Origin of the sequence: Microvirga lenta (assembly GCF_020532555.1) — a bacterium.
Classification (GTDB): Bacteria; Pseudomonadota; Alphaproteobacteria; order Rhizobiales; family Beijerinckiaceae; genus Microvirga; species Microvirga lenta.
This window is the reverse complement of the sequence record NZ_JAJBBR010000005.1, coordinates 112,949-126,217: the sequence shown is the minus strand read 5'-3', so window position 1 is coordinate 126,217 and position 13,269 is coordinate 112,949. Positions and strand designations below refer to the sequence as shown.

Sequence of the window (13,269 nt, the reverse complement as noted above, 5' to 3'; positions counted from 1 at the left end):
CCTTGTGGGGAGGGTTAGGGTGGGGGTGTTGGCGCCGGACCTTCATAGGCTATCGCTCACACCCCCACCTCCAACTCCTCCCCACAAGGGGGAGGAGAGCAGGGCGGCGCTTCCGGCAAGCCCGAGGTTCGTGGGGAGGAGAGGCAGCGTTGCGCTAATCAAAACAGGCTCAGCTGCCCCGTCTCCTTCACCGGCGGCCGGAACAGGTCCGTGCGCAGCTTCAGGGAGCGCTTGTTCAGGCCGAGCCTCTCCGCCGCCGTCTCGAACCGGCGGCCGATCATCCAGGCATAGGGGCCGACGCCCGTCTGGCGCACACCCCAGTTGGAATCGTAGTCCTTGCCGCCGCGCGCCTCCTGCAGCAGCGAGAACACGTGGTTGAGCTTGTCCGGGTAGTGCTCCGCGAGCCAGTCGCGCACGAGCTCCTTCAGGTCGTGCGGCAGGCGCAGCAGCACGTAGCCCGCCTCGGTGGCGCCCGCGGCGGAGGCTGCCTTGAGGATCGCCTCGATCTCGTGGTCGTTGATCGCCGGGATGACCGGCGCCACGAGCACGCAGACCGGGATGCCGGCCTCCGTCAGCTTGCGCACGGTCTCCAGGCGCTTGGCCGGGGAGGCGGCGCGGGGCTCCATCTTCCGGGCGAGCGCCGGATCGAGGGTGGTGATGGAAATGGCGACCTTGGCGAGCTGCCGGTCCGCCATTTGGGCGAGAATGTCGATGTCGCGGGTGACGAGGGCCGATTTCGTCACGATGCCGACCGGGTGATTGGCCCGGTTCAGCACCTCCAGGATGCCGCGCATGATGCGAAAGCGCCGCTCGATCGGCTGATAGGGGTCGGTGTTGGAGCCGATGGCGATGGTGCCCGGCTGGTAGTTCGGGGCGCGCAGCTCCTTCTCCAGCAGCTCAGGGGCGCTGGGCTTGGCGAAGATCTTGGTTTCGAAGTCGAGGCCCGACGACAGGCCCTGATAGGCGTGGGTCGGGCGGGCGAAGCAATAGGAGCAGCCGTGCTCGCAGCCGCGATAGGGATTGATGGAGCGGTCGTAGCCGATATCGGGCGAATCGTTCTTCGTGATGACCGTGCGCGGTTTCTCGACGATGACCTCGGTCGGCAGGGGAGGAAGCGCCTCCTCCAGATCCCAGCCGTCGTCGAACGTCTCGCGCTGTGCGGGCTCGTAGCGGCCGGTCGGGTTCGACACGGCGCCCCGGCCCCGGCGCAGGTCGGCTTCGACGCGGTAGGCCGGGTCGTCCATGCGGCGGCGCGCCGCCTCGGCCGCCTCGATGGGACTGCGGTTCACGGGCCGGGAGCGGACAGGATCGCGGGCGGTATCCTTGGCACGGACAGTCATGGGAGCCTCGAACGAATCCAAGCTTGAGAACGGATGATGAACAAAGAACAAAAATGGAACGAAATCAAGACGGCTTGATGGCGACGGACGCTGCGGAAGCCGCTATGGTGACCGCATGATCAGCGTTCTTATCCGTGTCGGTCACGGGCCCGAGGCCCTGGCCGCGACCCTGAGTTCCCTCGTGCCTGCCGTTGCGGCGGGGCTCGTCGGCGATGCCGTCATCCTGGCCCGAGAGCCGGACGAGGCCATCGCTCACGTGGCCGATGCGGCCGGAGCGACCCTGGTCACGACGAAGGACGGGACATGGCGGCGCGGGGCCGAAGCCGCGCGGCGGGAATGGCTCCTGTGTCTCGACGACGGCGACATTCCGCAGGAGGGCTGGATCCGGGTCCTCGACCGCTTCGTCAGCGTGAGCAGGCCCGAGCGCGGCGTCGCCCGCCTGCGGCATCGGCAGTCCGGCCCGTTCAGCGGCATCGTCGATGCGGTGCGCGGCCTGGCCGGAGGGGCGACGATCCGCGCCGGCGACCTGGTGCATCGCCGGGTCCTGATGGAAGGCGCCAAGGCGCGAAGGCCCGTGCGCCTCGCGGCCATGATCGAGCGCGACCCGGCCCTCGGCTGAGGCTCAGGCCTTGAGCTTGCCGCGCTTCAGGTGCTCGTCGAGGCGCGGCATGATCTCCACGAAGTTGCAGGGCCGGTGCCGGTAGTCGAGCTGCGCTTCCAGGATGCCGTCCCAGGCGTCCTTGCAGGCGCCGGGAGAGCCCGGCAGCACGAAGATGAAAGTAGTGCCCGCAAGCCCCGCCGTGGCGCGGGACTGGATCGTCGAGGTGCCGATCTTGTCGTACGAGATGCGGTGGAACACCGCCGAGAAGCCCTCCATGCGCTTTTCGAACAGGGGCTCGACGGCCTCCGGCGTCACGTCGCGGCCGGTGAAGCCCGTGCCGCCGGTGGTGACGATCACGTCGATGGCGGGATCCGCGATCCAGCCCTTCACCTTGGCGCGGATGGCCTCGATGTCGTCCGTCACGATGGCCCGGTCGCCGAGCCTGTGGCCTGCCTTTGCGATGCGCTCGGCCAGGGTGTTGCCGGACCTGTCGTCCTCCAGGGAACGGGTGTCGGAAACGGTCAGAACCGCGATGGAGAGGGGAACGAAATCGAGATTCTGGTCGATGCCGGGCATGGGGAGCGCTCTGGTGGATCCTGCCTTCATCTAGCGCGGCACGGGAGCGGGTTCCAGAACGGGCTTCTCACCCCGTCATGGCCGGGACTCGTCTAGGATGCCGCGCCTGTGGAGGCCGGCTCCCGCGCCGCCTTCCGGAACAGCCAGGCCGACAGGAGCCAGAGCGCGGCGAAGAATCCGGTCAGGACCAGAATGACCCTTGGCCAGTTCTCTCCGGTGGAGCCAAGCCCCGCGGTCAGGGCGATCACGCCGACCAGCACCTGAGCCAGCGCCGTCGCGGCCAGCGCGAGCGCCATGCCACGGGGCTGGAAGCGGACGACGAGGGCGCCGACGATCCCGGCGGCGAGCACGCCGCCATACATCAGGTTGGCCGGGTTGTCCTCGGATCCGATGATGCCGACCGCGAGATTGATCCAGATGAGGACGAAGGCCGCCGCGACCGCGACGCCGACGGCGGCCCGGTAGGCAACGCTTCCCGTCATCCGGGCGGCCAGTTCGTAGGTGCCGCAAGCGCCGAACAGCATGGCGCCGAAGACGGCGAAGTCGGTCTCGTCCCAGGCCACCTCATCGGTGAACTGCATCGCCACCAGGGGCAGCAGCAGAAGGAGCGCCGAGATCGCCCAGGGCGCCAGCCTCCAGAAACGCCTGCCGCCGTTGAACGCCTTTCCAGCCATCGCCTTGCCTCCGTGCAGGCTCGAGGCCTTCAACATAGCTCAAGGCTGCCGATGGGTGGTATGGCCAAATTCCGGGGCCTGGGCGTGGGGCAGGGACGATTAGAGCCGCGTCGCCCGGAACGTGTCGCAGGCCTGGACCTGTCCGCTCTTCAGGCCCGTGGTGAGCCAGCGCATGCGCTGGGCCGAGGAGCCGTGGGTGAAGCTGTCGGGCACGACGCGGCCCTGGCTCTGCTTCTGCAGGCGGTCGTCGCCGATGGCCTCGGCGGCCCGGATCGCCTCCTCGATGTCGCCCTCCTGGAGGGAGTGCCAGCGCTGGTTGGAATGGTGCGCCCAGACGCCCGCGAGGCAGTCGGCCATCAGCTCGACGCGCACCGAGAGCTGGTTGGCCTCCGTCTGCCCGACCTGCCGCTGGCGCTCCTGCACGCGGGGCAGGATGCCGAGCTCGTTCTCGACATGGTGGCCGACCTCGTGGGCGAGCACGTAGGCATAGGCGAAATCGCCGCCGGCGCGGAAGCGCTGCTGCATTTCCTGGAAGAAGGAGAGATCGATGTAGATGGTCTGGTCGAGCGGGCAGTAGAACGGACCCATGGCCGATTGCGCGCCGCCGCAGCCGGAGCGGGTCGCGCCGGAAAACAGCACGAGCTTGGGCGGATTGTACTGGCGGTTGACCTGCTGCGGCAGCACGGTCGTCCACACATCCTCCGTATTGCCGAGGATCGCGGCGGCGAAGCGGCCCATCTCGTCGTCGGGGGCGCCCTGGCGGCCCTGCTGCTGCTCGTAGCCGGAGCCGCCGCCCGCGAGCATCTCGGCCCCGCCGATGAGAAGGCGCGGGTCGATGCCGAAGGCCCAGCCGATCAGGCCGAGGATCACGATCGTCCCCATCCCGAGGCCGCCGGCGCCGCCGATTCCCATGCCGCGACGGTCTTCCACATTGGACGAGGTTCGAAAATCTTCCCAGCGCATGATCCACCTGCAACGAGCGGCATCCTGCGCCGCACAGTCTTAAAGCGGATCTTTTGGCCCGGTTCCGGGGAGAAGGAGAAGCTTGGCCTATTCGCGACCGTCGAGGGCGCGGCGCAGGGAAGTGAAGTCCCGCCAGCCGAGGCGCTTCTGCAGGGGCTGGCGCAGGAGATAGGCCGGATGCAGGGTCGGCATCGCGCGGAGCTCGCGCCCGGCCTCGGTCTTGTAGGTGAACCAGCGGCCGCGGGTGCGCAGGATGCCGTCCTTCACGTTGAGCAGGTTCTGGGCCGCCGGGCCGCCGAGGCAGAGCAGGATCTCGGGACCCGCGAGCTCGATCTGGCGGGCGATGAACGGCTTGCAGATCGCGATTTCCTGCGGCGTGGGCGTGCGGTTGCCCGGCGGTCGCCACGGCACGATGTTGGCCACGTAGACGTTGCTGCGGTCGAGGCCGATGGCGGCGAGCATCCTGTCGAGGAGCTGGCCGGAGCGGCCCATGAAGGGCTTTCCGATCCGGTCCTCGTCGGCGCCGGGCGCTTCGCCCACCAGCATCACGCGCCCCTTCGGGTTGCCGTCCGCGAAGGCGAGATTCTTGGCGCTGAACTTCAAGGCGCAGCCGTCGAACTCCCGCAGGAGGGCTTCGAGTTCCTCGAGGGACTGGGCGTCGCGCGCCAGCTCGCGCGCCATGGTCGCCACGTCCTCCGGCGCGGCCGCCGCCATCTTGGGCAACGCGCGGGGAGGAGGCGCGGCGGGGCGGGGGGCTTCACGGGGCTGTTCCGGCGCCCTGGCGGGGGCAGGCGGCGCTGCGGCTTCGGCGAAGCGGTTGTGCGGCGTCTCGTCCAGGGCAAGGTCCACCCCCGCCTCGACATGGAAGTCGAGGAGCGCCTGAAGAGCGTCGCGGTCGGAAGGGGCGTCCTGCATGAATCGTATGTAAGCATTCCGAGGGGCACGGACAACTCGGGCCCGCACAGGACCCGACCGGTCTGCCTTCACGAAATCAGGTCGAAAAGGGTCGGACTCTCGTCCCGTCTGGCGCCTTCGATGGCGAGAAGGCGGCGCTTGGTCGTGGCACCCCCATTGGCCGAGAACCCCCCAAGCTTGCCGCCTGCCGCCACGACCCGGTGGCAAGGCACGATGACGGTGAAAGGATTGCGCCCCAGCGCCTGGCCGATCGCTCGCGCGTTGTCGATGCGGAGCCGGGAGGCAATCTCGCCATAGGTCAGCACGCGGCCCGGCGGAATGCTGCGGGCGATCTCGTAAATGCGACGGTCGAATTCCGGCACGCCGTCCATGTCCAGCGGCACGGCGGACAGATCGCGCGCCTCGCCCCCGAGCAGAGCCGCCACGTCGTCGATGACGGCCCGGATGTCCGGTGGCGGCGGCGTTTCGCGGATCCCGGGGAAGCGCTTGGCGAGGCGGCTGCGCATCCCGGACACGTCCTCCTCGGGGAGCTGGAAGCCCGCGATTCCGCGCTCGTTCCAGGCGAGCCCACAGACCCCGATGGGCGTGTCGAACAGCGTATAGGACGCCTCTCGATCGGACGGATGATCCTGCATGTCTCATTGTAGACATCCCGAGACGGGGCGGCAACTCGGGGGCTTTCGCTCCCGGACAGGGACCGCCCGGATCGTCACGCTCAGTTCGAGATCACCAGGGGTTCGCCTGCAGCCAAATGTGCGGCCGTGGGCGTGATCAGGCCATCGTCCGCCATGCGGGCCAGAACCCAATCCCGCCGGTCCTTCGCTCGATCCCGGTTCTCGGCCATGTCGAGGCGGTAATGGTTGGGAGCCTTCGGCAGGGCAGCCAGGTAGGCAGCTTCGGCAAGGGTGAGGTCGTGCGGTGCCTTGCCGAAATAGGCCTGCGATGCCGCGGCGATGCCATAGGCGCTGCCGCCGAAATAGATCTGATTGAGATAGATCTCGAGGATCCGGTCCTTGGTCAGGTTCGCCTCGATCCTGCGGGCCAGGATGACTTCCTTGATCTTGCGTTCGAGGGAGCGCGGCTGGCCCGGCAGCAGCACGTTCTTGGCGACCTGCTGACTGATCGTGCTGCCACCTGCGGGATTGATCCCGAGACTGGCGATGTTCTGCAGGGAGGCGCGCAGGATCGCCCGCGTGCTCACACCGCCATGGTCATAGAAGTCCTGATCCTCGGCCGCCAGAAAGGCTTTCACCACATGAGGCGGGATCTCCGTCAGGGGGACGAAGCTGCGGTGCTCCAGGAGGCGCCCGTTGTCATCTCTCCTCACCAGGCTGGGCGGTTGATAGGTGGCGAGCGATGCGACCTCCGGCAGGTCCTGGCCGTAGTGCCAGAAGAGAAGGCCGGTTCCGGCGCCCATGAGGCCCAGAACGACGACCGTCGCGACCGAGCCGCCGCCGATGATCCGGCGCAGGCGCCCCGTGGCAACCTCATAGGGTACGGCCAGAAGATGGGTGGGAATGGCGAAGGCCCGGGACAGCTTCTCGACCATGTCGGCCGACAGATGCCGCTTCCGGCTCAGGACCTCCGAAGCGCGGGAGCGCGACCCGAGGGTGGCGGCAACATCCTTCTGCCCCTTGCCCTGCGCGCGAAGGGCGAACTGCAGCACGCTGATCGGATCGGCCGAGGCCGCCACACCCTGCTTCGCCTCATAGGCGGCCACGAGGGCGGCCAGGACTTCCAGTCGGTCCTCCTCGTGGGAGCCCGGTTGGGCAGCCATGAGGGTTTCGATCTCACGCAGGGCTTGCTCGTAATCCGCCGGGGATCTGATCGGTTTTACGCTGACGGTCATCGCTCGTCGCTCCATGGGGCGCAAGGGCATTCACGGCTTGGATCTGGGCGATTCCGAGGGCGAAGTTGATCTGAACCAGGACCTCGCACCCGTCGTCGACGAGGGCGAGCCTGATGCATCCCTTGTCCTCACGGGCTATGGCCGCCCAATGCAGCACCAACTCGGCCGCGCTGCCCCACGAGGCCGCGGACAGCAGAGCATGAAGAGCCCTCAGGGAGGGCTCCGCCTCGGGATGAAGGGTCCAATAGGCTTCAAGTCTCGGAACGCCGATCACAAGCATGGGGAGCACCATAGACGTTCCCAAATTTGGGAACAAGTGGAAAGTTCGGCATAATGTTATGCCGAAAGAGAGCTTTCGGCCGCGCACCAATGAAGTTAGGAAGGTGCCTGCGTTAGAATAACTTGAGAATTCGAATAGGTCGTTCATATGTAAACCATCTATTCGCTCAAGGTGAAAGCCGCGTACCAGGAGAACCGCTATGGCCGATCTGCCCGCCCGTGAATCGATGGATTTCGACGTCGTCGTCGTCGGAGCCGGTCCTGCGGGCCTCAGCACCGCCATCCGGCTCAAGCAGCAGGCGGCCGAGAAGGGAGCGGACATCTCCGTCGTGGTGGTGGAGAAGGGCTCGGAGGTCGGCGCCCACATCCTCTCCGGCGCCGTGGTCGATCCCATCGGCCTCGACAGCCTCCTGCCGGAATGGCGCAGCGATCCGGACCGTCCCCTCAAGACCGCAGTGACGGCGGACGAGTTCATGTATCTGGGCCATGCGGGCGGCGTGAGGCTGCCCAACGTGTTCATGCCCAAGCTCATGAACAACCACGGCAACTTCGTCGGCTCCCTGGGCAACGTGGCCCGCTATCTCGGCCGCAAGGCGGAGGAGCTGGGCGTCGAGATCTATCCGGGCTTCCCGGCCGCCGAGGTGCTGGTGGAGGACGGCAAGGTGGTGGGCATCGCCACCGGCGACATGGGCATCGGCCGGAACGGCGAGCCCAACGCCAACTTCACCCGCGGCATGGAGCTTCGCGCCAGGTACACGGTCTTCGCGGAAGGCGCGCGCGGCAACCTGACGAAGCAGATGGTCGAGCGCTACGGCCTCAACCAGGGCCGCGACCACCAGAAATACGGTATCGGCATCAAGGAGCTCTGGCAGGTTCAGCCCGACAAGTTCCAGCCCGGCCTCGTGCGCCATTCCATGGGCTGGCCCCTGCCGAACAACGCGGGCGGCGGCTCCTGGCTCTACCACTTCGACGACAATCTGGTCTCCGTCGGCTTCGTGGTGCACCTCAACTACAAGAACCCGACCCTCTCGCCCTTCGACGAGTTCCAGCGCTTCAAGACCCATCCGATGGTGCGCGACGTGTTCGAGGGCGCCAAGCGCATCGGCTACGGCGCCCGCGCCATCATGGAGGGCGGCTGGCAATCGGTGCCGCGCCTGTCCTTCCCGGGCGGCTGCCTCGTGGGCGATTCCGCTGGTTTCGTGAACGTGCCGCGCATCAAGGGCAGCCACAACGCGATCCTGTCCGGCATGCTCTGCGCCGATCACCTCCTCGAGGCGCTGCAGGCGGGCCGCTCCCACGACGAGGTCGCGTCCTACGAGGAGGCCTGGCGCTCCTCGCCCATCGGCTACGACCTCAAGCGCGTGCGCAACGTGAAGCCGCTCTGGTCGAAATACGGCACGACAGCGGGCGTGGCGCTGGGCGGCCTCGACATGTGGCTGACGGAGCTGTTCGGCTGGTCGCCCTTCGGCACCATGAGCCACGGCAAGCCCGATCACGAATGCCTGCTGCCGCTCGATCAGGTGAAGCCGATCAGGTACGAGAAGCCCGACGGGGTGCTGACCTTCGACAAGCTCTCCTCGGTGTTCCTGTCGAACACCAATCACGAGGAGGACCAGCCGGTCCATCTCAAGGTCAGGGACATGGGCCTGCAGAAGGCGTCCGAGCACGACGTCTATGGCGGCCCCTCGCAGCGCTACTGCCCGGCCGGGGTCTACGAATGGGTCGAGGGCGAGGGGGGAGCGCGCTTCCAGATCAACGCGCAGAACTGCGTCCACTGCAAGACGTGCGACATCAAGGACCCGAACCAGAACATCAACTGGGTCACCCCCGAAGGCGGCGGCGGACCGAACTACATCAACATGTAAGGGGCTTGGCTCCGGCCCTAGCACGACCTCATTCCCTCCCCCTTGTGGGGAGGAGAGCCACGGGGGCGCTCTCCGCGAGCTTCGATCAGGCCCGCAATCCGTGCCTCCAAGCCGCCATCCAGCCGACGAATTTCCCTCGGATCTTCACGAGACCTCGACCAGCGTCAATGTTCCCCTTGCCGCCGTGACAGGGAAACGCCATTCTCCGGCCTGATTTGGCGCACATCTCCGTTCCATTGAGATGTCGCGATGATTGGAGCCGCGCTTCGTGCCAACCTTTAGTTTCTCTTCGGTCCGCAAGGGCTTGCCCGCGCTTATGCTCTCGGTGGCCGGCTTCCTTGCCGCGCCCGCCATGGCCGCCGCCAATGTGGAGCCGGCCGAGCCTCTCCGGCCCGCCATGAGCCTGGAAGGCAACTTCCTGGCCGCCTATGTGGCCGGCGCCGCCCGCGACACGGCGGCTGCGACGACCTTCTTCAAGGAGGCGATCCAGGAGGACCCGCGCAACCAGGAGCTCCTGGAGCGTGCCTTCGTGGCCTTCCTCGCCAACGGCTCGATGTCGGACGCGTTCCGCGCCGCCGAGCGGCTGGCCTCGCGCGATCCGTCGAACAACCTCGCCCAGTTCGCCCTGAGCGTCCGCGCCCTCAAGAACCAGAAATACGCGGATGTCCGCAAGCGGCTGCTCCAGGCCACGGGAACGCGACGGGCCGACCTGACCGGGACTCTCCTCGCCGCCTGGGCCTATGCCGGGTCCAAGGACGGCAAGAAGGCCCTGGCCACCGTCGACCGGCTCAAGAACGAGCGCGCCTTCAACCAGTTCCGCGAGTACCACGCCGCCCTGATCGCCGATGTGGTCGGCAATACCGCCGAGGCCGAGAAGCGCTTCAAGGCGGCCTATGAGGGCGAGCGCAACACCCTGCAGGTGGTCGACGCCTATGGCCGGTTCCTCGCCAAGCGCGGCCGCAAGGAGGAGGCGCTGGCGGTCTACAAGGGCTTCGACGAGGTGGCGCCGCGCCACCCCCTGGTGCGCAGCGCCATCAAGGCCCTGGAGGAGGGCAAGCCGCTTCTTCCCCTGATCAAGACCGCCCAGGACGGGGCCGCGGAGCTGCTCTACGGGCTCGGCGTCGTCGGCAACAGCCAGGGCGACGAGTTGACGGCCATCATCTATCTGCAGCTCGGGCTCGATCTCAACCCGAACCACGCGCTGGCCCTCGTCACCCTCGGCGACGTCTATGAGCGCCTGAAGCAGTACGAGCGGGCCAACGAGGCCTTCGCCCGCATTCCCAAGGACGCCCCGGTGCGCGCGAGCGCCGACATCGCCATCGGCCAGAACTACGAACTGATGGGCCGTGGCGACGAGGCGATCGCCTACCTCCAGAACCTGATGAAGGAGTACCCGGAGGACGTCGAGGTCGTGATGGCGCTGGGCAACGTGCAGCGCTCGCGCAAGCAGTTCGCCGAAGCCGCCGAGACCTACAGCAAGGCCATCGAGCTGATCGGCACCCCCGACCGCAGCCACTGGATCCTCTATTTCTATCGCGGCACGTCCTACGAGCGCGCGAAGCAGTGGGAGAAGGGCGAGGCCGATCTGAAGAAGGCCCTCGAACTGGTTCCGGACACCCTGCCGGCGGGCAAGGCCCAGGTGCTGAACTATCTGGCCTATTCGTGGGTCGATCAGAACGTCAACATCGACGAAGCCTTCAAGATGCTCACCCGCGCCGTGGAGCTCGCGCCCCGCGACGGCATGATCATCGATTCCCTCGGCTGGGCCTATTACCGCATGGGCCGCTACGAGGACGCCGTGCGCGAACTCGAGAAGGCCGTGGAGCTGAAGGCCGGCGATCCGGTCATCAACGACCATCTGGGCGACGCCTATTGGAAGGTCGGCCGCAAGCTCGAGGCCAAGTTCCAGTGGAACCACGCCAAGGACTCGAACCCCGAGCCCGAGGATCTGGAGAAGATCCTCAAGAAGATCGAGCACGGGATGGAGGAAGAGCCCAAGCCCGCCGCGGCCGAGACCGTTCCTTCGCCGAAAGCGGATGCCAGCGGCGGCTGAGCCGTTTCTCCCGAACGCATCCCGTGAGATCTCATGGCCGGGCGGATCCGCCCGGCCATTTTCGTTCAGGGGACCGCTCCAGCCCGACCCTTCCCAACGCTCCCGCTCTCGGGCATGGAAAGGCGTCATGCCCCAGCCCCTCGCCACCCGCGCACCCGCCAAGATCAACCTGACGCTCCATGTCCTGGGGCGGCGCGCGGACGGCTATCACGACCTGGAAAGCCTCGTGGCCTTCGCCGGAACGGGGGACGACCTGCGGCTGGAGCCGGGGCCCGCATTGGCCCTGCGGGTCTCCGGCCCGACCGCCTCCCTGGCCGGAGGCGACGCGGACAATCTCGTGCTCAAGGCGGGCCGCCTCCTGACCGAGCGGTTCGAAGGCCTGGCCGTCGGCACCTTTCATCTAGTGAAGCGCCTGCCGGTCGCGGCCGGCATCGGCGGCGGCTCCTCGGATGCCGCCGCGGCCTTACGGCTTCTCGCGCGCCTCAACGGCCTGCCGCTGTCCCATCCGGCCATCCGGGAGGCCGCCCGCCTGACCGGGGCCGACGTTCCCGTCTGCCTGGAGCCGCAGGCGCGCATGATGCGTGGGGCAGGCGAGGAGCTGGGCCCGGCGCTGAGCCTGCCGCGCCTGTTTTCCGTGCTGGTCAATCCACGGGTGCCGGTCGAGACGCCGGCGGTGTTCAAGGCGCTGGGATTGCAGGCGGGGCAGGCTCTCGCCGGGGAGCCGCATCCCGCGGTTGCGGGCGGTTCGGCCGGCTCCCTGCTCGATGCCCTGAAGGCGGCGCGCAACGATCTGGAGCCTCCTGCGGGCCGGGTCCAGCCCCTGATCGGCGAGGCGCTTCGGCTGGTGTCGGAGACGCAGGGTTGCCGTCTCGTCCGCATGTCTGGCTCAGGGGCGACGGTGTTCGGGCTCTACGACGATTGCGAAACCGCTGCCGCGGCATCCAAACGGATCGCGGCGTGGCGGCCGGATTGGTGGGTAAAGGCCACGAGCCTTCGGTAGGCTCACGGCGGTCACACGAAAACGTGGATGGCCGGCACGAGGCCGGCCATGGTGCGCAAGGGCCGGTATCGGAACCGAGCCGCCTTACCAGGCCGGAATGATGGCGCCGTTGAAGCGCTCTTCCAGGAACTTCGCCACCTCCGGCGACTGATAGGATTCCACGAAGGTCTTGATCTCGGGGCGGTTTTCCTCGCCCTGGCGGGCGGCCACGAAGTTGGCGTAAGGGTTGCCCTCGCGCTTCTCGACCGCGATCGTGTCCTTGCGGATGTCGAGGCCGCCATTGAGGGCGTGGTCGGTGTTGATCACGGCCGCATCGAGATCGGGCAGGGCGCGGGGCAGCTGCGCCGCGTCGAGCTCGGAGAACTGCACGTTCTTGGGATTTTCGGCGATGTCGAGCAGGCTCGGCGACAGGCCCTTGCCCTCCTTCAGCTTGATCACGCCTTCCTGCGCCAGCAGGTTGAGCGCGCGGCCGCCGTTGCTCGGGTCGTTCGGAATGCCGATCTTCGCGCCTTTCGGCAGGTCGGCCACCGACTTCACCTTGGTCGAGTAGAGCCCGATCGGCTGCACGAAGGTGAAGCCCACCGGGACGATCTTGTAGCCCCGGGCTGCGATCTGCGCATCGAGATAGGGCTTGTGCTGGAAGGCATTGGCGTCGAGGTCGCCCCGCTCCAGGGCCTCGTTGACGAGGGCATAATCGGAGAAGGGAACGAGCTCCACATCGAGGCCTTTTCCGGCCGCGACCTTCTTCACGACCTGTGCCACTTCCTCCTCCGCGCCGGACATGACGCCGACCTTGATGCTCTTCTGCTGAGCAGCGGCCGGAAGGGCTGCGGCCAGAACCGCGCCGAGAGCGAGGGAGGCGGACAGGAGGGTGCGACGGGTAAGATCAAACATGGCAGGTGCCTTTCGGGCAAGGTTCGTCGTTCGGCTTCAACACGAAGCCGGACATGTGGTTCGGAAGTGACGGGAAGAAGGTTCAGGCCGCGGGACGACACCTGAGGGCCAGGGCAGGCCGCCGGTTTCGCGTCATGTCTGGAAACAGGTTCGTCATGGCACATCGACCCTCGTGAACCACGAGGCGGAATCCGCTTTCGTGGCGCTTTAGCGTTTGATGACGCGGCGCAAGCTGCTCGTCTCAAATCACCGCGGCTCTC

General features: G+C 67.3%; 13 protein-coding genes. 4 read left to right on the top strand and 9 right to left on the bottom strand.

Annotated elements, in window-relative coordinates:
* Positions 1–158: 158 nt before the first annotated feature.
* Positions 159–1,340: a PA0069 family radical SAM protein gene (locus tag LGR44_RS08990; protein WP_404809913.1), complete on the bottom strand. Its 1,182-nt coding sequence runs from the start codon at positions 1,338–1,340 to the stop codon at positions 159–161.
* A gap of 115 nt (positions 1,341–1,455) precedes the next feature.
* On the opposite strand from LGR44_RS08990, the gene LGR44_RS08985 reads away from it, so the two are divergent.
* The gene (locus tag LGR44_RS08985; RefSeq protein ID WP_226739541.1) at positions 1,456–1,959 is read left to right on the top strand and encodes a glycosyltransferase family 2 protein; all 504 of its coding nucleotides are present in this window, start codon (positions 1,456–1,458) and stop codon (positions 1,957–1,959) included.
* A gap of 3 nt (positions 1,960–1,962) precedes the next feature.
* On the opposite strand, the gene moaB is transcribed toward LGR44_RS08985, so the two are convergent.
* The 7 genes from moaB to LGR44_RS08950 form a co-directional block, all read right to left on the bottom strand.
* A complete protein-coding gene (gene moaB, locus LGR44_RS08980; protein WP_226739539.1) occupies positions 1,963–2,517 on the bottom strand; it encodes a molybdenum cofactor biosynthesis protein B in 555 nt (184 codons plus the stop codon).
* Positions 2,518–2,609: 92 nt separating this feature from the next.
* Positions 2,610–3,191 (bottom strand): hypothetical protein, encoded by a 582-nt coding sequence (locus LGR44_RS08975; RefSeq protein ID WP_226739537.1) that lies wholly within the window; start codon positions 3,189–3,191, stop codon positions 2,610–2,612.
* Between the two features lie 99 nt (positions 3,192–3,290).
* Entirely contained in the window at positions 3,291–4,154 is an 864-nt protein-coding gene (ypfJ, locus tag LGR44_RS08970) for a KPN_02809 family neutral zinc metallopeptidase (RefSeq protein WP_226739535.1), read from the bottom strand.
* 87 nt (positions 4,155–4,241) lie between these two features.
* The gene (locus LGR44_RS08965; RefSeq protein WP_226739533.1) at positions 4,242–5,069 is read right to left on the bottom strand and encodes a uracil-DNA glycosylase; all 828 of its coding nucleotides are present in this window, start codon (positions 5,067–5,069) and stop codon (positions 4,242–4,244) included.
* Between the two features lie 68 nt (positions 5,070–5,137).
* Positions 5,138–5,704: a methylated-DNA--[protein]-cysteine S-methyltransferase gene (locus LGR44_RS08960; protein WP_226739531.1), complete on the bottom strand. Its 567-nt coding sequence runs from the start codon at positions 5,702–5,704 to the stop codon at positions 5,138–5,140.
* A gap of 80 nt (positions 5,705–5,784) precedes the next feature.
* Positions 5,785–6,846 (bottom strand): transglycosylase domain-containing protein, encoded by a 1,062-nt coding sequence (locus LGR44_RS08955; protein ID WP_226739528.1) that lies wholly within the window; start codon positions 6,844–6,846, stop codon positions 5,785–5,787.
* A gap of 13 nt (positions 6,847–6,859) precedes the next feature.
* Positions 6,860–7,198 (bottom strand): hypothetical protein, encoded by a 339-nt coding sequence (locus LGR44_RS08950; protein ID WP_226739526.1) that lies wholly within the window; start codon positions 7,196–7,198, stop codon positions 6,860–6,862.
* A gap of 199 nt (positions 7,199–7,397) precedes the next feature.
* On the opposite strand from LGR44_RS08950, the gene LGR44_RS08945 reads away from it, so the two are divergent.
* The 3 genes from LGR44_RS08945 to LGR44_RS08935 all read left to right on the top strand — a co-directional run bounded on the left by LGR44_RS08945 (position 7,398) and on the right by LGR44_RS08935 (position 12,115).
* Positions 7,398–9,062, top strand: a complete 1,665-nt coding sequence (locus LGR44_RS08945) for an electron transfer flavoprotein-ubiquinone oxidoreductase (protein ID WP_226739523.1) — start codon at positions 7,398–7,400, stop codon at positions 9,060–9,062.
* A 268-nt stretch (positions 9,063–9,330) separates the two neighbouring features.
* Positions 9,331–11,115: a tetratricopeptide repeat protein gene (locus tag LGR44_RS08940; RefSeq protein ID WP_377035681.1), complete on the top strand. Its 1,785-nt coding sequence runs from the start codon at positions 9,331–9,333 to the stop codon at positions 11,113–11,115.
* A gap of 127 nt (positions 11,116–11,242) precedes the next feature.
* Positions 11,243–12,115: a 4-(cytidine 5'-diphospho)-2-C-methyl-D-erythritol kinase gene (locus tag LGR44_RS08935; protein ID WP_226739521.1), complete on the top strand. Its 873-nt coding sequence runs from the start codon at positions 11,243–11,245 to the stop codon at positions 12,113–12,115.
* Positions 12,116–12,199: 84 nt separating this feature from the next.
* Here LGR44_RS08935 and LGR44_RS08930 read toward each other — a convergent pair whose 3' ends face one another.
* The gene (locus LGR44_RS08930; RefSeq protein WP_226739519.1) at positions 12,200–13,009 is read right to left on the bottom strand and encodes a MetQ/NlpA family ABC transporter substrate-binding protein; all 810 of its coding nucleotides are present in this window, start codon (positions 13,007–13,009) and stop codon (positions 12,200–12,202) included.
* Between the last annotated feature and the right edge of the window lie 260 nt (positions 13,010–13,269).